The sequence below is a fragment of the Pantoea sp. X-Soil-OKNW-713 genome, assembly GCF_059730685.1.
In genome coordinates this window covers 1,720,050-1,744,243 of sequence record NZ_AP035995.1, presented here as the reverse complement: position 1 = coordinate 1,744,243, position 24,194 = coordinate 1,720,050, and the positions used below count along the sequence as shown (strand labels likewise).

Below are 24,194 nucleotides of genomic sequence, written 5' to 3'. Positions count from 1 at the left end.
GCCTGGAAAATTCCGACTTTTGCCGGTTATGCAGTAAAAAGCGGAACATGTCCGCTAAATAGGGTCAATATGAAGCAGGACACTAACCAGGAGAAAGAGATGTTGGCTTCAGCCCTGACGTTAATGCGCGCCAAAGCAAATTTTGTTCATCAGTTCATTCGCAACCCCCGCAAAATGGGCAGCATCACGCCCTCCTCCGCGGCATTATGTCGAACCATGACCGATGCGGTTAACTGGGATCGTAGCCTGCGTATTGCTGAATTGGGTGCGGGCGATGGGGTGCTGACGCGGCAGATTCTGCAACGCATGTCGCCGCAGGCCCAACTGGATGTGTTTGAAATCAGCCCGGAGCTGGTTAAGACGTTACGTGCTTTACCGGATGATCGTATGCAGGTACGCGCCTGTTCGGCGGAATATTTGTCCGGTGAATATGATGCGATTTTTTCCGGCCTGCCGCTGCTGTCACTGCCGGTAGCGACCCGGGACGCCATCCTGCAAGCCGTGCATGATGCGCTGGGACCGCGCGGCGTCTTCGTACAATTTCAGTACACTTCGCTCACGCAACCCAGCTTGTCCCGTTATTTCACCTGGCAGCGCCAGCGGGTGCTAAAAAACGTGCCACCCGCCTGGGTTTATCGCTGCACCCGGCATTACGCGCCCTGAGCCTGCACGCGCGGCTGTGGCCGCGTTTGCTGCCAGAAGCGATGCAGCAGTTCCCGCGCCCAGTCTTCACCCGTCAGCTCACTCCCCTCGTCCACCACACCTGCCGGTAAACAGGCGGTCATGATGCCGCGGGTAAATTCAGGGTGAAACTGTACCGATAATGCCTGGGCGGAATAACGCAGAATCTGGCAGCCATCCAGTTCGGAGGAAGCCAGTACCCGCGCCTGGGCCGGTGGTGTGATCACCGACTGACGATGTGACAGCCAGGCATGAAAATCGTCCGGCAGGGTTGCCAGCCAGGGATCTTGTGCCGCCTGCGCATGGCGGGTCAGGGGTTTCAGGCCACGTTCCCAGCCATTGGGGTTATCCGCAACTTTACCACCCAGCGCATAGGCCATCAGTTGATGTCCATAGCAAACCCCCAGCAGTGGCAGCTCCGCCTCCAGCGCCGCCCGAATCCAGGCTGCGGTGCGTTCACTCCATTCCGCATGGTCGGTCACCATCGCCCAGGAGCCACTGAGGATCGCGCCGCTGACGCGATCAAAAGCGGGCAGCTCATCACCGAGGTGCGGTCGCACGATCACATAGTCGCCGGGCTGAAGCGCCAGCGCATCAATAAACCAGACGGGTTGTTCACCGATTTGCGCCACAACGGCCGGTGGCGGTACTTCAAGTTGAATCAGGGCAAGGGGTAAAGCGCGGGTCTGTGTCATTCCGAAGACTGTCCTCTGCAAGGTCACGTTTCGGAAAACCAGTCTGACAGTAATTGCCTGCAATGTGTAGATTTTTTGCGGGAAAGCATCGAGAGAAAATATTTTTGCCTGCGCTGCACCAACCACACCGCTTCATGCCATCATTAGCCGGTGACAACAGAATTTCCGTGAAGGATGACATTGTGGCTGTGCGGCATTTTTTTCTGGTCCTGCTGGTGGTATCCATCTGGGCCTTCAACAACGTGGCGATAAAGTGGGGATTGCTGGAACTTCCGCCACTGTTTCTGACCTGGATGCGTTTTGTGGTGGTGGCGATCATGTTGATCCCCTTCTGCCGCATCACCCGTGAGCAGTTGCCGTGGCTGTTGCTGCTGGCCTTCACCTTTGGTTTTCTGCACTTCTCGCTGCTGTTTGTCGGCATGCGCTACACCGACGCCGGCACCGGTGCCATTGTGGTCCAACTCGGCACGCCGATAGCCATGCTGCTGGCAATGGTGGTACTGAAAGAGAAGCTACGCCTGGTGCAGTTACTGGGCATCGCGATTTCATTAAGCGGCGTGGTGGTGCTCTCCGGTAGCCCCACCATTCCCGCCTGGTGGGTATTGTGTATCCTGCTGTGCAGCGCCACCGGCTGGGCGGTGAGCAATATGATTGTGAAGAAATCGCCGCCGATTAAACCCTTGACCCTGACCGGCTGGATTTCGTTTCTGGCCGTGCCGATCGTGGGTGTCGCCTCCTGGCTTACCGAGTCGCAACAATTTTACGCCCTCGGGCACGCGGGCTGGCGTGGCTGGTTTGCGATTCTTTACAGCGCCCTCGCCTCATCTATCATTGCCTATACCCTGTGGTACACGTTGCTGAAGAAATACAACGTCAACCTGATAATGCCCTACTCGCTACTCACCCCGGTGCTGGCGGTGCTGATGGGCGTGATGGTTCTGGGCGATAGCCTGAACAGTTTTAAGATCCTCGGCGCATCGCTGGTGGTGTTAGGCACGGCCATTGCGGTGATTAACCTGCGCAATCTGCGGATGCACGCGCGCTTTCCGCGCCTGCGCCGTCGCTAAGATCCCGCTCTGATTGACCCGGAGGCTTCGCATGGATTACCAACTCGCTGCCGCACTCTGGCAGCACATGTGGCAAGGATTACGAGGCACAGCTGATACCCCGCCGCCCCTTACCTTTTCTCAGGCCGACACCTTCCCTTCGGCCTATGCCGTCAGCGAACTGGCAGCCAGCAGCATTGGACTGGCGACCCAGGCGGTGAGCGATCTGCTGGGACGTTCGGCTCCGGTGAGTGTCAATGTGCGTCTGGCCTCGCGCTGGTTCCAGCACAGTTTTATACCGCTTAACCGCCCACCGGCGGCATTGTGGGATCCGTTCGCCGGGGATTACGCCACGCGTGATGGTTGGATCCGCTTGCATACCAACGCCAGTCATCACCGCCAGGCGATGGAGAAGGTGCTTGGTGTGCATCGCGATCGCACGGCACTGGCAACTGAAGTGCTGAACTGGTCGGCAGCAGCCCTGGAACAGGCGGTGGTGGATGCCGGCGGTTGCGCCGCACAGATGCGCAGCGTCGAGCAGTGGCAGCAACATGCGCAAGGCATTGCTGTGGGTCAGGAACCGTTGTTCGCGCAACAAGCCACCGCGAGCGGAGAGATTCCCAACTGGCCGCTCAGCGCTGCACGTCCGTTACGGGGCATCCGCGTGCTGGATCTGACGCGCATCATCGCTGGCCCGGTCGCCACACGTTTTCTCGCCAGCCTGGGTGCCGAGGTGCTGCGCATCGATCCTCCCGACTGGCAGGAACCCTCGCTGGAAGAGGAGATCACCAGCGGCAAACGCTGTGCGCGGCTTGATTTGAAAAGTGTGGCCGGACTGGATCAGTTGCGTACGCTGCTCAGTCAGGCTGATGTACTGGTGCACGGCTATCGCGCCGATGCGCTGGAAAATCTCGGACTGGATGCCGCTGCTCGCCAGCAACTCGCGCCGGGGCTGGTGGATGTCAGCCTGAATGCCTGGGGCTGGCGCGGCCCGTGGCGTAACAGGCGCGGTTTCGACAGTCTGGTGCAGATGGCTTGCGGCATTGCACATCAGGGGATGCAGTGGAGCGGCAGCACCAAACCCACACCTTTGCCGGTGCAGGCGCTGGATCACGCCACCGGTTATATGCTGGCAGCCGCCGTGCTGGAGGGATTACGTCAGCGCCGCCTGAATGGCACGGGCTGGCAGGCACGTCTGTCGCTGGCGCGCACCGCCCAGCTGTTGCAGCAACACGGCTTTGCCCCCAGCGGAACGCAGAACGGCATCACGCCGCAGCCTGATGATGTGCTGCCAACGCTGGAAATCACCCATTGGGGGATCGGTGAGCGGCTGCGTGCGGCGTCATACCTGCCCGGCACGCCGCAGCTGTGCGCTACGCCGGGCGTCCCGCTCGGCAGCAGCGCCGCTCGCTGGTAACTTATTCAGCGTCGCCGGCTTCTTCCGCCAGCTCGTCACGCATCGCCTGAATCGCTTCGCGGCTCAGCATCGCCAGGGTGCGATAAAATGCGGTGCTGGCGTGCGCCTCCACCTTGCCCAGGAAGGTGCCGCACCACGGCAGCAGGTAGTCATCAAACAACGCCGTCTGCGCGGCAGATTCATCTTCCGCCGACTGATCTTCCAGCCAGGATGCCGCCAGCAGCAGTACGCCGAAATGATCGGCAGGCGCGTCGCTCAGTGGCATGCCGCGCGAGCTGAGAAACGCGCGCACCTCCGCTTCGGTCGCACCATTCGGCCACTGTGAGGCATAGGGCGGCACGCTACAGTCGCTGCCGACAAATAACGCGTTATAGTCGGCGGCCAGCGCCTGCGGATCGCTATTCTGCTGCAACCGGGTCAGCAGCTCATCCTGCTCCAGCGGCCACTGCGCCTGTAATTTCCCCTCACGCAGTAAGGTGAACAGGGGCACCAGCAGCGGGTCCTGCGGCTGACGATTGAACAACGAGCCGATGACTCGGCAGAGAATGGAAAACTCATTCATGCAACAGAATTCCTTGAGGCAAAAAAGTTAAAAATCCGCCAGTTCGGCAATATGCTTGCCGGTACGCTGTTCGAGAAAATCGAGCAGGCGGCGCGGCGTGACATTTAACACGCGATCTTCCGGAAAATCCACTTCATGCGCGATACGCAGGCAATGTTCGAAATTTCCGAGGGTAAAGGCGGTATGGGAGTCGGAACCAAATGCCAGACGCCCACCGGCATCGCGTACCGCTTCGGCGATAGCGCGGCAGTTAGGTTCACTGCCCGGACGAGAATGGGTGAAGGATGAGTTGTTCAGCTCCAGCGCCACATCATAATGCGCCGCCGCTTCTGCAATCGCGCGGATATCCACCGGGAATTTCGGGTTGCCCGGATGGCTGATGATATGCACCAGGCCGCTCGCCATCGTGGCGATCATCGCTTCGGTATGATGCGCTTTGTCGCGCGGGGCATACACCGGTTCATGGAACCCGGCGACGATCAGATCCAGCGCATCCAGCATCGGGCCACTGCAATCAATCTCGCCCTGCTGGTTTTTGATATTGGCTTCAATACCGCGCAGCACGCCCACACCGTCAATCACGCGCGGCCAGATACGCATATTTACGAAGTGCCAGTAATGCGGCGCATCGGCCATATCCGGGCCGTGGTCGGTAATCGCGAATAACTTCAGACCGTTTTGTTTCGCCTGCACGACATAGTCATGCAGGGTGCTGTAGGCATGGGTGCTGGCCACGGTGTGCATATGTAAATCAACGGGATACATCGGATTCTCCTGACAGACCGCCTGCCACGCGCAGGCAGCAAAGTAAATTAATAACCGCGCTGACGATCCACTCGTCCGGTGGGCTGCTGTCCCTGCTCCAGCTCAAGTATGGCACCGGCAATATAATCCATCGCCTCATGCGGTAAGGTAATGGCCGCATTATGGGGCGTGATTGTGACATGCGGATGTGACCAGAGCGGATGGTGCGCCGGTAGCGGCTCGGTCTGGAACACATCCAGAGCTGCCGCCGCCAGTTGGCCGCTGTTGAGTGCCGCCAGCAAATCGTCTTCCACCACATGCGCACCTCGTGCGATGTTGAGGAAATACGCCCCTTGTGGCAAACCACTAAGCAACTGGCGATCAATCAGGTTGGTGGTTTCAGGCGTGGTTGGCAGCAGGTCAATCAACACCTGAGTGCCATCGAGAAACGCGGGCAACTGATCACGGCCATGGAACGTGGTCACCCCGTCGAGCGTTTTCGCTGAACGGCTCCAGCAACGTACCGGGAAGCCCCACTGACGCAGGCTCTGCGCCACGCTACTGCCCAGCACGCCAGCGCCGAGAATACCAATGGTGAAGTTTTCACGCGTGTACGGTTTGAGCTGCTGCCAGTGTGCCTGTTGTTGCTGGCGCTGATAATCGGCAAAGCGGCGGAACCAGCCGAGTACGCACCAGGTCGCGTATTCCTGCATCTGTCGTGCCATGCCGGTATCTTCCAGCCGGAACAGTGGCACCTCTGCCGCCAGCATTTCCGGGTGCTGACGCAGTTGCTGCAAAATTTCGTCCACGCCTGCGCCCATCGCAAACACGCCTTTTAACGCACGTCCACGCAGCATTTCCACCGGTGGTGAACGGACCACCGCATAATCCGCCGGTGCATTATCGTCTGGCTGCCAGCGACGGACCTTAGCCTGCGGTAAGCGCTGACGTAACCCACTGAGCCAGCTCTCGGGGTCCATCGATGGGTGATACCAGATAATCTCCATACTGCTCTCCTTTTTTTCTTTCAGCCTCAGGGAAATAGCGTCGCAGGGCAAGCAAAAAACTTAGCGCGAATGCAATTTCTTCCGTGATTAATTCCAGGTGCTTCACATTTCCTGTGCCATAAGCGGCTAAGCCCGGTGATAGCGACTAAAGTTGTTTGGGTGGTCAATGCGTTAGCGCACCACCTTTTCGGACAAGGAGAAAAACCGATGATAAAAAATGTCGTATTTACATCAGGGCATCTGCGCCTGTTGCTCAGTACCGCTCTGCTGATGGGAAGTGCCGTGGCCCATGCCGAAGATAATGGCCGTATGCTTAACAACCAGCCACAGCCACCCGATATCCGTCTCGGCCCTCTTTTTAATGCCGTGCAACAGGCAAAATTTTATCCGGACCAGAAAACCTTTGCCGATGCGGTGCCGAAATATAACCCCTCATCGATTCTCGCCGACTGGCAGATGCAGAAAAGCCAGCGCAACTTCGACCTGAAACATTTCGTTGATGCCAATTTCACGCTGCCCAAAGAGCAGGATAAATACGTGCCTCCCGCCGGTCAGAGCCTGCGTGCCCACATAGATGGCCTGTGGCCGGTACTGACACGATCCACACCGCAGACCAGCCAGTACGATTCTCTACTGCCGCTGCCAAAACCCTATGTGGTGCCCGGTGGCCGTTTCCGCGAGGTGTATTACTGGGATAGCTACTTCACCATGCTCGGCCTGGCGGAAAGCGGCCACTGGGATCGGGTGCAGGATATGGTGGATAACTTTGCCTCGGAGCTGGATCGTTACGGCCATATCCCCAATGGCAACCGCAGCTACTATCTGAGCCGCTCGCAACCACCGTTTTTTAGCCTGATGATCGACCTGCTGGCGTCCCACGACGGTGACAGCGTCTACACCCACTATTTGCCGCAGTTACAGAAAGAGTATGACTACTGGATGGCGGGCAGTGACACGCTGGCTGCCGGTCAGGCCAGTAAGCGGGTGATTAAACTGAGCGACGGTACCCTGCTCAACCGTTACTGGGACGATCGCGATGTGCCGCGTACCGAATCCTGGCTGGATGACGTGAATACCGCGAAGAAAGCAACGCAGCGTGATAAGGCGCAGGTGTATCGCGATTTGCGCGCTGGCGCAGCATCCGGTTGGGACTTCAGCTCACGCTGGTTTACCGATGCGCACAATCTGGCGACCATTCGTACCAGCCAACTGGCCCCGGTCGATCTCAACAGCCTGCTGTTCCATCTGGAACAGACGTTATCTAAAGCCGAGAAGCTGGCGCATCACAATGATCGGGCGCAGCAGTTTGCCAGCAAAGCGGAATCCCGCCAGGCGGCGATCAATCGTTATCTGTGGGATGAGCAGCACGGCTGGTACGCCGACTACAACTGGCAAAGTAAACAGGTACATCCACAACTCACGGCGGCGGCGTTGTTCCCGTTATATATGCAACTCGCCAGCGATAAACAGGCAGACCGCACCGCGACTGCCGTGGAAAAACAGTTGCTGAAACCCGGCGGGCTGGTGACCACCACCATCAATAACGGCCAGCAGTGGGATGCCCCTAACGGCTGGGCTCCGTTGCAGTGGGTCGCGGTGACCGGACTGGAACATTATAAGCAGCCGCAACTGGCCCAACAGATTGGTCAGCGCTTTTTGCAGAACGTGCAGATGACCTATGACAAGGAGCATAAGCTGGTTGAGAAATACGTGGTGGAAGGGGCGAAACTCGGCGGTGGCGGCGGGGGTGAGTATCCGTTACAGGATGGCTTTGGCTGGACCAACGGCGTAACCCTGATGCTGCTCGACAAATATTGTCCGAAAGAGAAAACCTGCGACAGCGCGCACGACATTCCGAATATGCCCACGCTGACCGCGACACAACCGTAATCCTTCTCTCCTGGCCGGATCATTCGATCCGGCTATTTATCCATCGTAGCGGCGCGATTTATCGCGCATTTCCGCGTTCGATGTCGGTAAAAACCGCGCGATAAATCGCGCCGCTACGCAATGCCCGGTTAATCAAACTCTCGGTTACATCTTGAAATGCCTTTATCGAAAAGATAATAATTCTCACTCTTATAACGATTTCTATTATCTCATTTCTTTCGAAGGAACTAAGATGACCTGCCTGTTTACCCTCAATCGTTGCCGCGTGCTGTGCGCACTGGCCCTGGCGTTACCCGGCATCAGTTTTGCTGAAGATACGCTGGTGGTCACCGCACTACCGCAGGAGAGCGCCACCTCCCCCACGCAAGGCTATCTGGCGACACGCAGTAGCGGCGCAAGTAAAACCGACCAGCCGCTGATCACCACGCCGCAGTCCATTTCGGTGGTGACGCGCCAGCAGATGGAAGATCAGGGCGCGACCGATCTTAACCAGGCGCTGAATTACACCCCTGGCGTGTTTACCAACTTTGGCGGCGCAGCAACCCGTTACGACACCATCTCGCTGCGTGGCTTCCACGGCGGTGATGTCGATAACACCTTCCTTGATGGCCTGCGCGTCATGAGCGATGGCGGCAGCTTTAATATCCTGCAAGTGGATCCCTGGTTCCTGGATCGCATTGATATCATTAAAGGCCCCTCGTCGGCGTTATATGGCCAGACGGTGCCCGGCGGCCTGGTGAATATGGTGAGTAAACGACCGCAATTCGCTGAAGAGGGACATTTCCGCCTGTCGACCGGTACCAACGCGACCAACAGCGCGGCCTTTGATTACACCAACGCGATTAACGATCAGTGGGCATTTCGCCTGACCGGCATTACCCGCAACAGCGACACGCAATACGACCATACTCGCGAAGAAAAATACGCCATTTCGCCGCAGCTGATGTGGCAACCCAATGACGATACCAGCCTGATCCTGCGCGCTTATCTGCAAAAAGATCCGTCAGGCGGCTATCATGGGTCGGTGCCTGCCGAAGGTACGCTCTACAGCCACAATGGCCGCAAACTGAGCGACAGTTTTTATGAAGGCGATAGCGCGCTCGATCAGTTCAAACGTCATCAGCAGATCTACAGCTACGACTTTTCCCATCGTTTCAATGAAGTGTGGTCAGTGCACTCCACCGGCAGCTACAGCCACTCGAATGTCGATCTGGATCAGGTCTACCAGATTGGCTGGGATGCAACTAACCCGGACCTGCTGACGCGCTATTATTCTGGCGAGCGTTCGTCGCTGTCAGCCTGGGCAACCGATAATCAGTTGCAGGCAGATTTCAGCACCGGTGCGGTACAACACCGCGTCACTCTGGGGGCGGAATATCATCGTTATAAGAACGATATTCTCAGCGCCAGCGGCTACGCCAGCTCACTCAATCCGTGGACCGGCGTCGCAGTGGGCAGCATGCCGGACTACGACTGGACAGCTGAGACGCGTCGTTACTATCAAACCGGTTTGTATTTGCAGGATGAACTGCAACTGGACCGCTGGCACCTTGATCTGTCTGGCCGCTATGACCGCATCGTTTCAGAAAATGGCACCAGCCGCCGCCAGGATGATCACGTTAGTGGCCGTGCCGCCCTGCTGTACGCCTTCGATAATGGACTCTCCCCGTATGTCAGCTGGAGCCAGGCCATCACCCCTGCTTCTCTGACCGACCCCTACGGCAACCAGCTAAAACCGACGACCTCTGAACAATACGAGGCCGGCCTGAAGTATCAGCCGGTTGGCACGCGCGATATGTATTCGATTGCGGTGTACGACCTGACGCAGAATGATGTTGCCAACCGCGATGTGATTTCCGGCACCTATACGCCATCGGGCAAAGTCCATTCACAGGGTATCGAGCTGGAAGCACGTAACCAGATTACGCCACGCTTCAGCACCATCGCCGGGTATACGCTGAATCATCTGCGCTTTAAAGATTCTGTCGATGGCAACGACGGCCATACCCCGTATGTCACCCCCAACAGCATGGCGTCATTCTGGGGCCATTATCAGTTCGACTACGGTCTGAGTGCCGGAGCTGGCGTGCGTTACATTGGTAAGCAGTGGGCAGATAACGAAAACACCACGCGTTTGCCTTCGGTGACCTTGTTTGATGCGTCATTACGTGCCGATTTGGCCGCGTGGAACAGCAGCCTGAAAGGGGCATGGTTGCAGGTCAGCGGTAATAACCTGACCGATCGTAAATATCTCGCCGCCTGCTATGGCACCGGTTATTGCTACCGCGGCGCGGAACGCACCGTGACAGCGACCATCGGTTACGATTTTTAATTGATTAAAAAACCCGCCATCTGTTGCCAGATGACGGGTTTCAGGGAAACCGGATGGGTTAACTGCGCACTTTACGATAAATCCACAGCACCACAATGGCACCAATCACCGCCACCACGAAGCTGCCGAAGTTGAATCCGTCCACCTTACCAAAGCCAAACAGGGTACTGATCCAGCCACCAACCACCGCACCCACTACGCCGAGAACCACGGTCATAATGAATCCGCCACCGTCTTTCCCCGGCATAATCCATTTAGCGACAATCCCGGCGATCAGACCAAAAATAATCCATGAAAGAATACCCATTTGTTGCTCCTTACTTTATTAATCAAGGTGTTCACAGCGCTAAGTATAGACGGAATATTTTGAGCTGCTGCACAAACGCAACGGGAAATAATAGTTAGCAGGCTAAAGCTTTTTTATCATGTACCGATAACTGACGGAAAGCCGCGCACGCGTGATAGTAACGATCGGATAGTGGAGCAGGACGTGAGAGAAGCCGATAAAGAACAATATATTAAACGAGGTACATTGGCCGTTCTGAATGTAATGAAGGACCTGTTACGTTTCCAGACCCCGCTAATGGTGAACTTCTCGCGCGGACAATTTATCAGCCGCATGCTGGCGGCCGATGAAGATCAGGTGATCTTCGATCTGGGTAGCCATAGCCAGGATAATGAGATGGCTTTGCGGAGTGGTGAAGTCAACATCGCCGCTGAGACTCAGGGGGCAAAAGTCGAGTTCAGTCTGAGCGGTTTGCAGAAGGTGGACTACGAGGGGTTGCCTGCCTTTGCCGCTGCCCTGCCGGAGCTGGTGTGGCAAATTCAACGCCGTGAATTCTTCCGTGTTAACGCGCCGATGGAGCCTGTCTTCTGGTGCCACAGTGAATGGCCGGATGGTAACAAAGCACGTTTTCGCTTGCAGGATCTGTCACTGGGTGGCATTGGGGTGCTGGTGGATGAAAAACTGCCGGAAGATTTAAACAGCGGTGACACCTTTAAGAAGCTGCGTGTCGAACTGGGCGAATATGGTCAGTTTGAGGTGACGGCACAACTGCTGCACATCGGTGAGCGCAGCACCATTACCAGTAAGAATGAAACCCGCGTGACGCCCCGGCTAAGCTTTCGTTTTACCGCCATCGAGCCAGTGCAGGAGCGCCAGCTACAGCAGGTGATTTTTGCGCTGGAGCGTCTGGCGCGTGATAAGGCGAGTCGGTTTCAGTAAGGACCGCGCCGCCTTCTTTTACCCTCACCCTAACCCTCTCCCGCAAGCGGGAGAGGGAACCGATCGAGCACAATTTCCGCCAGCGGGAGAGGGAACTGATTGAGCACATTTTCCGTTAGCGGGAGAAGGGAACAGTTCGGGCAGATTGCACGTCTCCCTCTCCCGCCAGCGGGAGAGGGCCGGGGTGAGGGCTCAGGCCACACCTCACTGGCAAGGCTGGTAACGACAGCGTGCCACGGCTGCCAGCCATCCCTGATAATTTTCCTGCATGCTTTGCGCCTGCTCCTGTCGCGGATAGATCACGCTTCCCCCCTGTAACGCCGCCATGTCACTGCCCTGCTGCCACCAGCCCAGCGTGCGTCCGGCCAGCAACGCGGCTCCCAGCGCTGAGACTTCGGGAGTGGGTACGCGGCGCAACGGGCGTTGCAACACATCGGCCTGCAACTGCATCAGCCAGCTATTTTCCGTGGCGCTACCGTCAACGCACAGGGCCGGAAGCTGCACGCCACTCGCCTGCTGCATGGCAAAAAACACATCGGCAATCTGAAAGGTAATGGATTCGAGCGCCACGCGTGCCAGCACCGCCGGGGTTGCCGCATCGGTCAAACCGCACAGCATGCCGCGCGCCTGCAGATCCCACCAGGGCGCGCCCAGGCCGGAGAGCGCCGGGACAAAATAGATACCCTGGTTACTCGCGGTGCTTTGCGCCTGTCGGGTCAACTCACGCGGGTCGCTGATGCCAATCATCCGTCCCAGCCAGGCAGCCCCCGAGCCGGTATGGGTGATGTTGCCCTCAAAGGCAAAGCGTAAAGTGCCATCATGCCACGCCACCGTGGTGCTCAGGCCATTTTCGGTCAGTAACGGTGTCGCCATCGACATCATCAACGAGGAGCCGGTGCCGTAGGTGGCTTTCACCACTTCCTCGCTACCGCTACGCTGTGCCTGAAGCGCGGCGTGGGAATCACCGATGCGTGCCAGCAGCGGCGTGCCGGGTGGCAAACCGGGGATATCCTCAATCGCCACTTCCCCCTGCGCACTGGCCGACGGCACGATGACCGGCAGCGCCGCGCGGGGAATGTGAAATAGCGCCAACAATTCATCATCCCAGTCGCCACTGTGCAGGCTATACAACTGGGTGCGCGCGGCGTTGGCATGATCGGTGACGAAACATTTACCGCCCGTAAGCTGCCAACTGAGCCAACTGTCGACCGTACCAATACACAACTCCCCCGCCTGCGCACGCGCCAGACCATCCGGCAAGGTCGCCAGCATACCGGTCAGCTTGGCTGCGGGAAACATCGGGTCCACCGCCAGCCCGGTCAGGCCGGTGATACGCGGTGCTTTTCCCGCCTGGCGTAAGTCACGACAGAACGATTCGGAACGGCGATCCTGCCAGCTCACCAACGGAGTTAAGGGTTGCCCATCGCGCCGTTGCCAGATCAACACCGATTCACGCTGGTTGCTGATCGCCACCGCCTCCACAGGCTCACCGTGGCACTGCGCAAGGCAGTCGCTTACCGCCTGTCTCACCGCCTGCCAGATGGCCAAAGGGTCCTGCTCCGCCAGGCCAGGCTGAGGATGGTTGAGTGCCAGCGGCTGACTGCCGCGCGCCACCACCGCGCCACTGCGATCCACGGCGATCGCCTTGGCGTTGGTGGTGCCCTCATCGATCGCCAGAATTAACGGACCTGCCATGTTTACTCTCCTGTGCAGATACGCAGCGCATTTTTCACCACGCTGGCCGCATCGATGCCATGTCGCGCACGGGTTGAGGCACGGTCGCCCGCAATCGCGTATTGCCCATCGGGAATGCCGAGCCGCAATAACGGAATGCCACATCCCCCTTCCGCCAGCACCTCAGCCACCAGGCTACCGACGCCACCATTGACGTTGTGCTCCTCAACGGTAATCACCGCAGGATAGTGATTTAACAGTTCGCGCAGTTGTTGGGTATCACAAGGGCGAATCGATGGAATGGCGATCACACCTGCGTCGATTCCCTGGCTTTGCAGTTGCTCAGCCGCATCGACAATCTCATGCACCGTCGATCCCATCGCCACCAGCGCAATATCTTTTCCGCTGCGCAAGACATCGATATCGCCGGGACGGAACTGGTAGCTGTCATCGTGCAGCTGGCGCAAGTCCTTACCATCGAGACGGATGTACACCGGTCCAACATGATCCAGCGCGTAGTCGATTATCTGACGACACTCCAGCGGACAGGATGGCGCATAAATTTCGATGTTGCCGAAACCACGCATGATCGCGATGTCATCAATACTGTGGTGGGTACTGGCGAGCGGGCCGTAGCTGGTACCGGCATTCAGACCAAACAATTTGACGTTGGTGTTGTTGTAACAAACATCGACTTTCACCTGTTCATTGGCGCGTGAAATCAGGAAGGGTGCGGCGTTGCAGGTCACCGCTACTTTGCCACCAATCGCCAGCCCGGCCGCGGTGCCAACCAGCGTCTGTTCGGCGATGCCGACGTTGACCAGCCGATCCGGAAACGCCTTGATAAAGGGAGCGATTTTGGCGGTGGAGGTCGAATCTGCCACCACCGGCACCAGATCAATACCGCGATTGACCGCATCGATAAAAGCATTGACCATGACATTGGCCAGGTGTTGTGCGTTACTCATCTTTCAACTCCTCCAGCGCCTGAGCGATCTCTTCTCCCTTCGGTACCCGGTGGTGCCACTCAGCTTTGCTTTGAATAAACGAGATACCAAAGCCCTTCTCGGTATCGGCCACCACCACCTGCGGTTTGCCGTTACGCGGCAGGTTTTCCAACGTTGTCACCACTGCCGCCATATCGTTGCCGTTACATTCCGTGACCTCTAAACCAAACGCGCGCCATTTCTCAGGGAGCGGATCGGTATTCATAATGTCGCGGGTATGCCCTGCCAGCTGTAACTTGTTCTTATCGTTGATGATCACCAGGTTATCGAGGCCATAATGGGCCGCAACCAGCGCCGCTTCCCAGTTACTGCCCTCTGCCAGCTCACCATCGCCGGTCACCACATACACCATTCTGTTGCTACCATCTTTTTTCGCGGCCAGCGCGATACCCACCGCCACCGGCAATCCGTGGCCGAGTGCGCCGGTATTCAGCTCCACGCCCGGCGTTTTTTGTCGCACCGGATGACCCGGCAGATGGGAGTCGGAATGTTGATAGCTGGGGAGCCAGTCCGTCGGGAAATAACCGGCTTCAGCCAGCACGCAGTAATAGCCCCCCACCGCATGGCCTTTTGACTGGATATACATATCGCGTTGCGGATCGTTGATGCGGTCCGGCGCGCAGTTGAGAATGCGAAAATAGAGCGCCGTCAGGATTTCGACCTGCGACAAATCGGCCCCGGTGTGTCCACCCGCCGGGCTACCAGCGTTGAGCTGGATGATGCGACGACGCACCGCGCGCGCTTTGGCGGTCAGCTCGTCCACAGAGTATTTGAAAGGATTCATGGTTACCTCTGAATTTTAAATCGTTACTGAATATATATTCCTGCATAGCAAAAAAAGGGGGACAGACAAATGCCGTCTGCGCCCCAACCGATTAAAGCTTCGTTCCGCTGCCTCCCTCTTCAATCAGCGCTTTCTGGGCCACCACGGCGGCCTTTTGCTGCATCCGGCTCTGCATCTGGTCGATGATTACCGCGACGATAATGACGATACCTTTGATCACCATCTGCCAGAACTCGCTGACCCCCATCATGATTAAGCCGTCGGCGAGAAAGCCGATGACAAAGGCCCCCACCAGCGTGCCGAGGATGGTACCGCGTCCTCCTGCCAGTGAGGTGCCGCCGAGCACCACCGCCGCGATGGCGTTCATTTCAAAGGAGGTACCGTTGGCCGGATGACTGGCAACCAACTGCGAGGACACCACAATCCCGGCAATCGCTGCACAGAACCCGGACAAGGTATACACCCAGATTTTTACCTGCCTGACCTTCACCCCGGAGAGTTCTGCGGCACGTTCGTTATCGCCAATGGCATACACCTGGCGGCCAAAGGGCAGCCGTCGCGCAATGTAAGCAATCACCAACGCCAGCACGATCATCATCCAGATAGCCCAGGGCAAACCGAGAAAATAACCGGCACCGATTTTGTCAAAGCCGGTGTTGCCGAGCAGTGGATTCCCTTGTAGCCCTGGGAAGGTTTCACCTCCGGACGTCAGCATCGCCGCGCCTCGCAGGATGTACATGGTGCCGAGGGTGCAGATAAAAGGCGCAACGTTATAACGCGTGATAATCCAGCCATTTGCCGCGCCGATTAACGCGCCGACCAGCAGCACCAGCGGCACAATCACCCACACGCTGGGGAAAATGGCGATGCCGAACATTGGCAACACAATCCCTTTGGTGATCAACCAGCCCGCGATCATGCCGCACAGGCCCAGCGTGGCACCGATGGAGAGGTCAATACCGGCGGTAATGATGACAAAGGTGATACCCAGCGCCAGGAAGGCGTTGATCGCGATATGCTTCACCATAATCACCATGCTGCCGAGCGAGAGAAAATCCGGCACCGTGGCCGAAAAGAACCCGACAATCAAAAACAATGCGATAAAGGTGCGCAGTTTTAACAACAGCAGGATCAGGCCTTCACGAGAGGTAACGGCTTTTGCGGGTTGCGCGGCGAATGCCACGGCACTGTTGCTTTTCATCACGAGAACCCCTGTGCACTTGCTTTAACCAGCGCCGCTTCTTCCGCTTCTGCACGCGGAAGGTCGGCCGTAAGTTTGCCGCCGGACATCACCAGAATACGGTCAGCCACCGCCATGATCTCTTTCAGGTCGGAGGTGGAGAACAGCACCGCAATGCCCTGCTCCGACAGCCGTACCATCATGCGGAACACCTCCGCTTTAGCCCCGACATCAATGCCGCGACTCGGCTCGTCCAGCAGCAGCAGGCGCGGATTGGTCAGCAACGAACGGCCAATCACCACTTTTTGCTGATTGCCCCCGCTCAGCGCGCTGATGGCAACATCCGGTGACGACACCTTGATCGCCAGGTTGCCGACGGTACTGGTTACCGCTTCCCGCTCGGCCTGCTGCGCAATCACCATGCGATGTGACAGACGACGCCACAGACTGGCGATGGTCAGGTTGCTCGCCACCGACGAGATGGGAAAGATGCCCGCGCGTTTGCGATCTTCCGGCACCAGACTCATCCCCATGCGGATGCGTTCAGCGGTAGGCAATCGCGTGGGCAGCGGTTTGCTGTCGAGCCACAATTTGCCGAGATAGTTGCGCTGGCTACCGAGCAGGCATTCAAACAATTCGGTGCGACCGGCGCCCATCAGGCCATAAATGCCGACAATTTCCCCGGCACGCACCTGGAAGCTGACATCATCCACCAGCGTATTGCCGTTCGGGCTGACGCAGGTGATGTGCTCCGCTTCCAGCACTGCCGCACCGAATTGCCGATGTGTGGGGAGGAAATTGCTGACCGGTTCGCTACCCAGCATTTCACGCACAATCCACGGCACATCGATATCGCTGACCTGCGCTTCGGCCTGGAAACGTCCATCACGCAGGATGGTGATCACATCACCAATCGCCATTAACTCCTCCAGTCGATGCGAGATATAGATAATGGAGACGCCCTGACGCGTCAGTTCGCGAATCACCCGGAACAGGATTTCCACCTCGGTTTTACTCAGCGCCGAGGTCGGTTCGTCGAGGATCAAAATATCGGCATCTTCCGCCAGCGCTTTGGCGATCTCCACCAACTGCTGTTGACCCACCTTGAGATTGCCCACTTTCTCCTGTGGCGCGATGGGTTGATCGAGGCGCTGCATCAACGCGGCGGTGCGTCGCGCCTGTTCAGCCTCATTGATCGGACGGATACCCCGCTGAATCTCGCGGCCGAGAAAAATGTTCTCAGCCACGCTGAGGTTTTCAAACAGGTTCAGCTCCTGATGCACCATGCCGATACCGTGACGGGCCGCATCGCGGGTACTGTGGAACACCACCTTCTGGCCATTAAGAAACATTTCGCCGCTGGTCGGTTGCTGCACGCCCGCGAGAATTTTCATCAGCGTCGATTTACCGGCGCCGTTCTCGCCGATGATGACGTTGACCTTGCCACGCCAGACGCGATAATCCACGCGGTCCAGCGCCAGGGTGCCGGGAAACAGCATCGACATATGATTCGCTTGCAGGATAATTTCGTCGCTCATCATCCATTCCCCTGTTGCAGCTGGATCGCCACCACTTCATCGACCGTGCCCGGCCCCATCGTCACCGCCAGCAACATCTGCACCGGTTTGCCTTGCCAGCTACTGTCCACCGTGGGCAGCTGTTTCACCGCATGACGGTTTAACGCTTTGGTCAGCTGTGCGTACTGCACCTGATTGGTGAACTCCTCAAAGCGGAAACCGGCGGCATCACGGATGGCGTTGCTACGCAACACCGGACCAATCAGCACCTTGACCGGTTTACCGTTGACGGTGACAGTCAGCACCCGCTCACGATCGTTACTGCTATCCAGTGCCGTCACGGTGCCGCCCGCGCGCACAAACACGCTTTCGCTGGTGCCCGCTTTCAGCGTATGACTTTTGGTTTCCATATCGCCCCAGCTGAGCGCCTGTTTTTCTGCGGGCTGTGCCACCCGACTTTGCCAGCTCTCCTCGGCGATCTGCTGCGGCGTCTGATTGGTATAGCCGGGTTTGGCGTGGGGATCTTTCGGCATGATGGGATTGCCGTTTGCGTCGAGATCCACCACCGTGCACGCCGTCAGCATCAGCGCCAGTGCCGCCATGATGATTACGCCTGTCGCTCTGCCCTTCATGCCGTACTCCCGCTTACTGCGCCAGACGGAAGTTTTTCAGCTTCGCGGCGTTGCTGTCGTCGATCAGCACGCAATCCATCAGCTGTTTCTCTTCCTTCTGCGCTTTGCCGTGCGTCAGGTAATAATCCGCCTGCTCCACCGCCATTTGTGCCTGATCCCAGCCCGGCTGGAGCACCGTGGCTTTGATATTGCCTTTATTCAGGATCGAGTCGCGGGTGTAATCGCTACCGTCAAAACCCACCACAATGACGTTGGTTTTACCGGCGGCTTTCAACGCCGCTTCAGCGCCAAGCGCCATCGTGTCGTTACCGGAGATCACGCCGACAATATTCGGGTTCTTCTGCAAAATGGTTTCCATGCGACTGAAGGCTTCCGTCTGGCTCCAGTTGGCACTCTGCTGCGCCACCATCTTCATGTCGCCGTAGTCATCCAGCACATCGTGGTAGCCCTGTGAACGCACACCCGCGTTGGTGTCAGATTCTTTGCCCAGCAGCTCAACGAAATCCCCTTTTCCGCCCAGCAGCTTGGCGAACTTCTGCGCGCCGAGTTGAGCACCCTGATAGTTGTTGGAGACGATTTGCGCCACCGCCACGCCGGTCTTGTTAATTTCACGGTCAATCAGGAACGTGGGGATGCCAGCATCTTTAGCCTTCTGTACCGGCCCTACCGTGGCATCCGCCCCGGCGTTATCGAGGATGATCGCTTTGGCTTTGCGCGCGATGGCAGTTTCAATCAACTGGTTTTGTTTGTTGACGTCATCATCGTGCGAGGCCACCAACGTGGTGTAGCCCAGCGCTTTTGCCTTCGCCTGCGCACCATCGGCCTCGGCTTTAAAAAAGGGGTTATCGTGTGACGGGGTAATAATGGCCAGCAGGCCCTTATCTGCCGCCTGTGAGGCCGCAGATAACGTCAGGAGTGAAGCCAGCAGGGTAACTTTGACGAGGGATGCTTTCATTGGTTTTTCTCCGCTTGAATATATATTCAAATGCGATTTTATATGCATAATGACTATGCACCCCAACGAGGATGCCGTCCAATGCCGGATCCTGAAAAAGCGAAAACGATCACAAATTGTTCAGCGTTGTTATTTATGACCGGCTGATTAACAATACCAGGCAGATTTGGAGAGGGATAAATCATGGCAAAACAGGATGAACAGCGGCTGATGGTGAAGATTGCTACCCTTTATTATGTTGAAGGGTTGAAGCAATCGGATATCGCACAGCTACTGAAATTGTCGCAATCCTTTGTTTCACGCATTCTCAATCGCAGCGTAAAGGAAGGCGTAGTAAAGATTAGCGTGGTCCCGCCCGCGAATGTGTTTCCCGAGCTGGAGAAAGCCATCGAGCAGACTTACCAGCTTCCGCAGGCGATCGTTGTCGATGTGCCGGAGCAGGCTTCCGCCTTACAGATTAAACAGGCGATTGGCTCGGCTGCTGCGCACTATCTGGAAACGCGTTTACGTGCCGATGAGTTGATCGGCATCTCCTCATGGAGCGGGACGATCCGGGCAATGGTGGATGCACTGCATCCGCTTAACGCGCCCTGTCGCGGGGTGATTCAGTTACTCGGCGGTGTCGGCACCAACGGCAATGTTCAGGCTACCATCCTGACACAGAACCTCGCGGCGCTGTTAAATTGCCCGGCATGGCTGCTGCCATCACAATCGATTGAACATTCGGTGCAGGACCGTCAGCGCTTGTCGGTGAATCCCGATGTTGCCGTGGTGCTGGAGAAATTCGAGCAGGTGGATCTGGCGATTGTCGGCATTGGCGATCTGGAGCCTTCCGCGCTGCTGCGTAATTCCGGCAACTACTACGATGAAGAGATGTTACGCACCCTCGCCCAACGTGGCGCGGTGGGTGATATCTGCCTGCATTACTTTGACGCTGATGGGCAGCCCGTCCTGAACACCGCTGAAGATCCGGTGATTGGTATGGAGCTGACACAGGTGAAAAATTGCCCGCAGGTGGTAGCACTGGCGGGTGGCAAGGAGAAAGCTCAGGCGATTCGTGGTGCGTTGCGCGGGGGGTATGTGAAGGTGCTGATTGTGGATTATCCCACCGCAAGGTTGTTGGTGGAGGGGTAAGCCGTCTGTAGCGGCGCGATTTATCGCGCGTCTTTTCCTGGCAACCGGCAAGGAACCGCGCGATAAATCGCGCCGCTACATCATCAGGCAACATTGCGCGATAAATCGCGCCGCTACCGGATTAGCTGATGGTGCGATACGCGGTGGTGACTTTCCACAAATAGCGCGGCGCCTGGGCTGCTGGATGTTTGTTTTGTACGTGCTGATAGAACTCGTCCGGCGTCATCGCGTTGATCATTGCAATGGCACGATCGCGGTCGCGTGAGAAGGTTCGCAGCAGCGCACCGGCACCGTTAGCATAGGAAACAATGGTGGCGTAACGCAGAGTCAGCGGATCACGAATGCCTGCCAATTCCGATTCCTGCAAAATACGGATATAGGCCGCGCCAATATCGATGTTTTTTGCCGGGTCGCGTAACTCGGATGAAGTGGGCTGACCACGACGTCCCTGGGCGCGATACACCGCACGGCCCGCCGTTGAGGCTTTGATCTGCATCAGTCCGACCGCGTTTGATCGGCTGATCACGCTGGGGTTACCCCCTGATTCGACACTAATAATGGCGCTGATAAGCTTTTCATCAACGCCATAATGACTGGCGGCATCTTCAGTAAACATTGACCAGGCGTCATTAAGTTTTGACGGTGGAGCCTGGGTTAAAGGTGTATTCTTCTCTGGCGTTACCACGGTCTGCGGTTCGCTGGCACAGCCCGCCAGCAATAACGCAGAGAGCATAAGTAGTCGGATTTTCACTGAATGTTGGATTCCGCAATAGATTCGGCGCAACCTATCATACCTGGCTTGCCGCAGGGTAAAATTACCGTTTGTCCTAAATTCGTAAAAAAACTTGCCAGGTCGTGACTTCCGTAACGCATTTCGTCATCATCGGCAAGCCAACCCACACAGGATAAGAATATGGTTGCCCCCCGTTCGATACGTCTGATCGCCCCTTCCGGTTATTGCCACAATCAGGATGCTGCCCAACGCGCCGTGACACGTTTACAGGCAGAAGGCCACCATATCGACAATCAAATCGCCATCGCCCGTCGCTTTCAGCGTTTTGCCGGAAGCGATCAGCAGCGTCTGGATGACGTCAATCAACTGGCCTCACTCAGCACCTTGCCGGACATCGTGCTGGCGGTACGTGGCGGCTATGGCGCATCGCGTTTGCTGGATAATGTCGATTATGTGGGTCTACAGCGCCAGTTGCTGAATCAGCCGGTCGCCTTGTGCGGCCACAGTGACTTTACCGCGCTGCAACTGGCACTGCTGACGCAAACCGGGTTGATCACCTTCAGTGGGCCGATGCTGGCTGGTAATTTCGGCGCAGAGACATTATCTGATTTTACCGTTTCGCACTTTTGGCAAGCGCTGACTTCACCTACAGTCGAGTTACACTGGCGCAGCAGCAGCCCGGATGAAGGCCACTGGCAGGGCACCTTGTGGGGCGGTAATCTGGCAATGATCTGTTCGCTGATTGGCACCCCCTGGCTGCCACAGATTGAAGACGGCATTCTGGTGATCGAGGATGTGAACGAACATCCGTTCCGCATTGAACGCATGCTGATTCAGCTGCATCAAAGCGGCATTCTGGCACGGCAAAAAGCCATCGTGACCGGCAGCTTCACCAGTACTACCCTGTCGGATTACGACAATGGTTTCGATTTCGAGAGCGTCTGGCAACGCGTGCGGGATGAGTATCAACTGCCCGTGATCAGCGATTTGGCCTTTGGTCACGGCGCTGACACCGTTACGCTTCCCCTCGGCGCCAGCGCCAGTTTGCAGATTCAGCACGGAGAAGCCCAGTTCGCCTTTACCGGCCACCCGACATTGCGCTAACGGCATTGCCGCAGGAGACCGACATTGAAGCCGCTTTACGAGGACTTGTGGATCTCCACACCCGAATTTCCCGCAGACAATGCGGAAAGTGACCTGATGATGCATGGGTTTATGTTGCGCCATCCGCGCGGCAACCTGTTAATTGGTCGGGTCGAAAACCAGCTCGATCATGAGGTGCTGGCCGATGTGGGTGGCGTGATTCGTCATTATCTTACCCACTGGCATGAGGCTGCTCCCGGCGCGCTGATGATTCAGCAGCGCTTTAACAGCGCGTTATATTGCCACAACCGAGCGCTCGGTCCGGTCAGCCTGATCATTGAGCCGGATGATACCTTCAGCCAGCAGGAGGTCCACTTTGGCGATTTCCATCTGCTTCCTACCCCAGGACATACCCCAGGCAGCAGCAGCTACCTTTATCACTCGCCGCTGGGTCGCACCTATCTGTTCGTCGGCGACACGCTGACGCGCGAATATAATCGCTGGATTAGCGTTCTGGTACCGGAAAGCAATCCGGCTGAATTATTACAATCACTCGAGCTCTATCGTTCATTACGCCCGGATGTGGTGCTGATGAGCACCACCCGTGGCCATCTGTCATGGCAGAAAATGACGCTGAAAAGTTGGTTAGCGGCGATCGACGAAGCGGAACAGGCACCGCTGGATTTACGCCAGCGGCCGCCTGGTTAATCAGAGGGTTTTGCTGAGATAGTGGCGCTGATGATGCCGTGGATAGTTATCCAGGCTAAAGCGTAAGGTGTAACCGAGCTTTTCGTAGAAAGGTCGTGCCTGGAAGCTGGCCGTATCCACCTGGGCATAACAGCAGCCGCGCGCGCGTGCCTCTTCTTCCGCAGCGCCTATCAATTTGCTGCCCACGCCCTGCCCGCGCAGCGCGTCACTGACCCATAGCATATCAATACGCAACCAGTTGCCACTGGTGGATCCGGTCAGTCCCGCCAGTTTTTTCCCGTCGGTATCGGTAACAAACACGCCAATCGATTTGATTTCATCGACATTGATAAAGCGGCTGTTAAACGCATTCAGCCCGAGGCGAACCTCATCGAGATCCTGATGAGTGACGCTTTCCGTGACCTTAAGTTGCATAGTCGACTCCTTGTGGCAGCAATGTTATGAAGGCGGATGCTGGTTATCGTCGTAACGCTCCAGCGAGAGGATATCAATATCGCGCTTTTCCGTGCGATTGCAGGGCACCAGCTTATCGCTGTCAGCATAAACGAAAAAGGTATCACCATTGTTTTTATTCACCATTAACTGGTCACCATTACGGAAACGGGTAATCGCCACCGGATCACCGTCCTGCAAATGGGTACGTTGCTGACCCGCAGCAATCTGGAAATGGTGTGTCGGCCACATTAGCATGCTGAGGCCATACTCGGCGCGCGAGACGGTCATGGTTGGGCGGCCCGGGCAGGCGATCTGGAATTCGCTTTCACTCCAGGCGGGCGCAATCTGGCATGCCAGCAAACCTGCGACAATAGCTATCGCCTTCATTGGATTCTCCGCTGAGGTTAGGTAATGATTTCATTAGGGTTTTGCAGAGGGTATCACAAAATAAAAGTGTGCGGCGCAGGATGGCCCGCTAAAGGCGGGCCGCAAGGTTCTGGCGAGGAAAAATCAATTATCGAATGAAGACATGTCTTTGATCTGGCTTTGATTTATCTGCTGCTCCTTACCGTAGATATCTTTGTAAGTAATCATGCCAGTATCTTTATCAACCACCGGCTTGCCCTCGGTGACAATGGTTTGACCATCATTGGTGTGCATCACATGGTCAGATGCGCAACCGGCCAGCAGCAGGCCCAGACTAAAAGTACCAATCAGAAACAGTGTTTTTTTCATCTCATCCTCCTTTTGGAC

The 24,194-nt window shown here is 56.9% G+C and carries 25 protein-coding genes; 9 read left to right on the top strand and 16 right to left on the bottom strand.

Going from position 1 to position 24,194, the window contains the following annotated elements:
- The first annotated feature begins 99 nt into the window (after positions 1–99).
- Positions 100–663 carry a class I SAM-dependent methyltransferase gene (locus AC6I8R_RS08070; RefSeq protein ID WP_021185681.1) on the top strand — a complete coding sequence of 188 codons (564 nt, stop codon included), beginning with the start codon at positions 100–102 and terminating at the stop codon, positions 661–663.
- Here AC6I8R_RS08070 and AC6I8R_RS08065 read toward each other — a convergent pair.
- Positions 651–1,376 carry a glutamine amidotransferase gene (locus AC6I8R_RS08065; protein WP_497832099.1) on the bottom strand — a complete coding sequence of 242 codons (726 nt, stop codon included), beginning with the start codon at positions 1,374–1,376 and terminating at the stop codon, positions 651–653. The two genes, AC6I8R_RS08070 and AC6I8R_RS08065, sit on opposite strands and share 13 nt — an antisense overlap.
- Before the next feature lie 182 nt (positions 1,377–1,558).
- Here AC6I8R_RS08065 and AC6I8R_RS08060 point away from each other — a divergent pair, with 182 nt between their 5' ends.
- Complete coding sequence (locus AC6I8R_RS08060; protein ID WP_497832098.1) at positions 1,559–2,443, top strand: DMT family transporter; 885 nt, start codon at positions 1,559–1,561, stop codon at positions 2,441–2,443.
- Positions 2,444–2,474: 31 nt separating this feature from the next.
- On the top strand, positions 2,475–3,839 hold the full coding sequence (locus AC6I8R_RS08055) for a CoA transferase (RefSeq protein WP_497832097.1): 1,365 nt from the start codon (positions 2,475–2,477) through the stop codon (positions 3,837–3,839).
- Position 3,840: 1 nt separating this feature from the next.
- On the opposite strand, the gene AC6I8R_RS08050 is transcribed toward AC6I8R_RS08055, so the two are convergent.
- From AC6I8R_RS08050 to ghrA, 3 genes are read right to left on the bottom strand one after another with little or no spacing between them, the layout of a single operon-like run.
- Entirely contained in the window at positions 3,841–4,401 is a 561-nt protein-coding gene (locus AC6I8R_RS08050; protein ID WP_021185677.1) for a TorD/DmsD family molecular chaperone, read from the bottom strand.
- A 27-nt stretch (positions 4,402–4,428) separates the two neighbouring features.
- Positions 4,429–5,166 (bottom strand): phosphatase, encoded by a 738-nt coding sequence (locus tag AC6I8R_RS08045; RefSeq protein ID WP_415173044.1) that lies wholly within the window; start codon positions 5,164–5,166, stop codon positions 4,429–4,431.
- 47 nt (positions 5,167–5,213) lie between these two features.
- Positions 5,214–6,152: a glyoxylate/hydroxypyruvate reductase GhrA gene (gene ghrA, locus AC6I8R_RS08040; RefSeq protein ID WP_021185672.1), complete on the bottom strand. Its 939-nt coding sequence runs from the start codon at positions 6,150–6,152 to the stop codon at positions 5,214–5,216.
- A gap of 207 nt (positions 6,153–6,359) precedes the next feature.
- Between ghrA and treA the strand changes: the two genes are divergently transcribed.
- Both treA and AC6I8R_RS08030 read left to right on the top strand, forming a co-directional pair.
- Complete coding sequence (treA, locus tag AC6I8R_RS08035) at positions 6,360–8,042, top strand: alpha,alpha-trehalase TreA (RefSeq protein ID WP_415173045.1); 1,683 nt, start codon at positions 6,360–6,362, stop codon at positions 8,040–8,042.
- 232 nt (positions 8,043–8,274) lie between these two features.
- Positions 8,275–10,374, top strand: a complete 2,100-nt coding sequence (locus tag AC6I8R_RS08030; RefSeq protein WP_415173395.1) for a TonB-dependent siderophore receptor — start codon at positions 8,275–8,277, stop codon at positions 10,372–10,374.
- A 58-nt stretch (positions 10,375–10,432) separates the two neighbouring features.
- On the opposite strand, the gene AC6I8R_RS08025 is transcribed toward AC6I8R_RS08030, so the two are convergent.
- Positions 10,433–10,681: a GlsB/YeaQ/YmgE family stress response membrane protein gene (locus AC6I8R_RS08025; protein ID WP_021185669.1), complete on the bottom strand. Its 249-nt coding sequence runs from the start codon at positions 10,679–10,681 to the stop codon at positions 10,433–10,435.
- Positions 10,682–10,864: 183 nt separating this feature from the next.
- On the opposite strand from AC6I8R_RS08025, the gene AC6I8R_RS08020 reads away from it, so the two are divergent.
- Complete coding sequence (locus AC6I8R_RS08020; RefSeq protein ID WP_415173396.1) at positions 10,865–11,599, top strand: flagellar brake protein; 735 nt, start codon at positions 10,865–10,867, stop codon at positions 11,597–11,599.
- A gap of 204 nt (positions 11,600–11,803) precedes the next feature.
- Here the strand turns inward: AC6I8R_RS08020 and AC6I8R_RS08015 are convergent, their stop codons facing one another.
- The 7 genes from AC6I8R_RS08015 to AC6I8R_RS07985 form a co-directional block, all read right to left on the bottom strand.
- Positions 11,804–13,294 carry an FGGY family carbohydrate kinase gene (locus AC6I8R_RS08015; protein WP_497832096.1) on the bottom strand — a complete coding sequence of 497 codons (1,491 nt, stop codon included), beginning with the start codon at positions 13,292–13,294 and terminating at the stop codon, positions 11,804–11,806.
- Positions 13,295–13,296: 2 nt separating this feature from the next.
- Complete coding sequence (locus AC6I8R_RS08010; protein WP_415173398.1) at positions 13,297–14,241, bottom strand: transketolase family protein; 945 nt, start codon at positions 14,239–14,241, stop codon at positions 13,297–13,299.
- Positions 14,234–15,064, bottom strand: coding sequence for a transketolase (locus AC6I8R_RS08005; RefSeq protein WP_021185665.1), 831 nt, complete (start codon positions 15,062–15,064; stop codon positions 14,234–14,236). Before AC6I8R_RS08005 ends, AC6I8R_RS08010 begins: the two co-directional genes overlap by 8 nt.
- A gap of 91 nt (positions 15,065–15,155) precedes the next feature.
- Positions 15,156–16,265: an ABC transporter permease gene (locus tag AC6I8R_RS08000; RefSeq protein WP_021185664.1), complete on the bottom strand. Its 1,110-nt coding sequence runs from the start codon at positions 16,263–16,265 to the stop codon at positions 15,156–15,158.
- The gene (locus AC6I8R_RS07995) at positions 16,265–17,782 is read right to left on the bottom strand and encodes a sugar ABC transporter ATP-binding protein (RefSeq protein WP_415173401.1); all 1,518 of its coding nucleotides are present in this window, start codon (positions 17,780–17,782) and stop codon (positions 16,265–16,267) included. The genes AC6I8R_RS08000 and AC6I8R_RS07995 overlap by 1 nt, the downstream gene beginning before the upstream one ends.
- Positions 17,782–18,393: a DUF2291 family protein gene (locus AC6I8R_RS07990; RefSeq protein ID WP_208725272.1), complete on the bottom strand. Its 612-nt coding sequence runs from the start codon at positions 18,391–18,393 to the stop codon at positions 17,782–17,784. The genes AC6I8R_RS07995 and AC6I8R_RS07990 overlap by 1 nt, the downstream gene beginning before the upstream one ends.
- A 13-nt stretch (positions 18,394–18,406) precedes the next feature.
- Positions 18,407–19,348 carry a D-ribose ABC transporter substrate-binding protein gene (locus tag AC6I8R_RS07985; protein WP_497832095.1) on the bottom strand — a complete coding sequence of 314 codons (942 nt, stop codon included), beginning with the start codon at positions 19,346–19,348 and terminating at the stop codon, positions 18,407–18,409.
- A 183-nt stretch (positions 19,349–19,531) separates the two neighbouring features.
- Here AC6I8R_RS07985 and AC6I8R_RS07980 point away from each other — a divergent pair, with 183 nt between their 5' ends.
- On the top strand, positions 19,532–20,482 hold the full coding sequence (locus AC6I8R_RS07980; protein ID WP_415173400.1) for a sugar-binding transcriptional regulator: 951 nt from the start codon (positions 19,532–19,534) through the stop codon (positions 20,480–20,482).
- Between the two features lie 121 nt (positions 20,483–20,603).
- Here the strand turns inward: AC6I8R_RS07980 and emtA are convergent, their stop codons facing one another.
- On the bottom strand, positions 20,604–21,245 hold the full coding sequence (emtA, locus tag AC6I8R_RS07975) for a membrane-bound lytic murein transglycosylase EmtA (protein ID WP_152521912.1): 642 nt from the start codon (positions 21,243–21,245) through the stop codon (positions 20,604–20,606).
- 150 nt (positions 21,246–21,395) lie between these two features.
- Here emtA and ldcA point away from each other — a divergent pair, with 150 nt between their 5' ends.
- Both ldcA and AC6I8R_RS07965 read left to right on the top strand, forming a co-directional pair.
- The gene (gene ldcA, locus AC6I8R_RS07970) at positions 21,396–22,319 is read left to right on the top strand and encodes a muramoyltetrapeptide carboxypeptidase (RefSeq protein WP_415175161.1); all 924 of its coding nucleotides are present in this window, start codon (positions 21,396–21,398) and stop codon (positions 22,317–22,319) included.
- A gap of 24 nt (positions 22,320–22,343) precedes the next feature.
- The gene (locus tag AC6I8R_RS07965) at positions 22,344–23,006 is read left to right on the top strand and encodes an MBL fold metallo-hydrolase (protein WP_415175160.1); all 663 of its coding nucleotides are present in this window, start codon (positions 22,344–22,346) and stop codon (positions 23,004–23,006) included.
- On the opposite strand, the gene AC6I8R_RS07960 is transcribed toward AC6I8R_RS07965, so the two are convergent.
- The 3 genes from AC6I8R_RS07960 to AC6I8R_RS07950 form a co-directional block, all read right to left on the bottom strand.
- Complete coding sequence (locus AC6I8R_RS07960) at positions 23,007–23,420, bottom strand: GNAT family N-acetyltransferase (RefSeq protein WP_021185656.1); 414 nt, start codon at positions 23,418–23,420, stop codon at positions 23,007–23,009.
- Positions 23,421–23,444: 24 nt separating this feature from the next.
- Positions 23,445–23,828 carry a hypothetical protein gene (locus AC6I8R_RS07955; protein ID WP_021185655.1) on the bottom strand — a complete coding sequence of 128 codons (384 nt, stop codon included), beginning with the start codon at positions 23,826–23,828 and terminating at the stop codon, positions 23,445–23,447.
- 123 nt (positions 23,829–23,951) lie between these two features.
- The gene (locus tag AC6I8R_RS07950) at positions 23,952–24,176 is read right to left on the bottom strand and encodes a YgdI/YgdR family lipoprotein (RefSeq protein ID WP_497832094.1); all 225 of its coding nucleotides are present in this window, start codon (positions 24,174–24,176) and stop codon (positions 23,952–23,954) included.
- Positions 24,177–24,194 lie beyond the last annotated feature (18 nt).

Coding starts and splice junctions, on each gene's coding strand:
- AC6I8R_RS07950 (WP_497832094.1), bottom strand. CDS start 24,176: ATGAAAAAAACACTGTTTCTGATTGGTACTTTTAGTCTGGGCCTGCTG.
- AC6I8R_RS08000 (WP_021185664.1), bottom strand. CDS start 16,265: ATGAAAAGCAACAGTGCCGTGGCATTCGCCGCGCAACCCGCAAAAGCC.
- AC6I8R_RS07990 (WP_208725272.1), bottom strand. CDS start 18,393: ATGAAGGGCAGAGCGACAGGCGTAATCATCATGGCGGCACTGGCGCTG.
- treA (WP_415173045.1), top strand. CDS start 6,360: ATGATAAAAAATGTCGTATTTACATCAGGGCATCTGCGCCTGTTGCTC.
- AC6I8R_RS07995 (WP_415173401.1), bottom strand. CDS start 17,782: ATGAGCGACGAAATTATCCTGCAAGCGAATCATATGTCGATGCTGTTT.
- AC6I8R_RS08055 (WP_497832097.1), top strand. CDS start 2,475: ATGGATTACCAACTCGCTGCCGCACTCTGGCAGCACATGTGGCAAGGA.
- AC6I8R_RS08025 (WP_021185669.1), bottom strand. CDS start 10,681: ATGGGTATTCTTTCATGGATTATTTTTGGTCTGATCGCCGGGATTGTC.
- ldcA (WP_415175161.1), top strand. CDS start 21,396: ATGGTTGCCCCCCGTTCGATACGTCTGATCGCCCCTTCCGGTTATTGC.
- AC6I8R_RS07985 (WP_497832095.1), bottom strand. CDS start 19,348: ATGAAAGCATCCCTCGTCAAAGTTACCCTGCTGGCTTCACTCCTGACG.
- AC6I8R_RS08050 (WP_021185677.1), bottom strand. CDS start 4,401: ATGAATGAGTTTTCCATTCTCTGCCGAGTCATCGGCTCGTTGTTCAAT.
- AC6I8R_RS07955 (WP_021185655.1), bottom strand. CDS start 23,828: ATGAAGGCGATAGCTATTGTCGCAGGTTTGCTGGCATGCCAGATTGCG.
- AC6I8R_RS08070 (WP_021185681.1), top strand. CDS start 100: ATGTTGGCTTCAGCCCTGACGTTAATGCGCGCCAAAGCAAATTTTGTT.
- AC6I8R_RS08015 (WP_497832096.1), bottom strand. CDS start 13,294: ATGGCAGGTCCGTTAATTCTGGCGATCGATGAGGGCACCACCAACGCC.
- AC6I8R_RS08045 (WP_415173044.1), bottom strand. CDS start 5,166: ATGTATCCCGTTGATTTACATATGCACACCGTGGCCAGCACCCATGCC.
- AC6I8R_RS08065 (WP_497832099.1), bottom strand. CDS start 1,376: ATGACACAGACCCGCGCTTTACCCCTTGCCCTGATTCAACTTGAAGTA.
- AC6I8R_RS08030 (WP_415173395.1), top strand. CDS start 8,275: ATGACCTGCCTGTTTACCCTCAATCGTTGCCGCGTGCTGTGCGCACTG.
- AC6I8R_RS07980 (WP_415173400.1), top strand. CDS start 19,532: ATGGCAAAACAGGATGAACAGCGGCTGATGGTGAAGATTGCTACCCTT.
- AC6I8R_RS07960 (WP_021185656.1), bottom strand. CDS start 23,420: ATGCAACTTAAGGTCACGGAAAGCGTCACTCATCAGGATCTCGATGAG.
- AC6I8R_RS08010 (WP_415173398.1), bottom strand. CDS start 14,241: ATGAGTAACGCACAACACCTGGCCAATGTCATGGTCAATGCTTTTATC.
- ghrA (WP_021185672.1), bottom strand. CDS start 6,152: ATGGAGATTATCTGGTATCACCCATCGATGGACCCCGAGAGCTGGCTC.
- AC6I8R_RS08005 (WP_021185665.1), bottom strand. CDS start 15,064: ATGAATCCTTTCAAATACTCTGTGGACGAGCTGACCGCCAAAGCGCGC.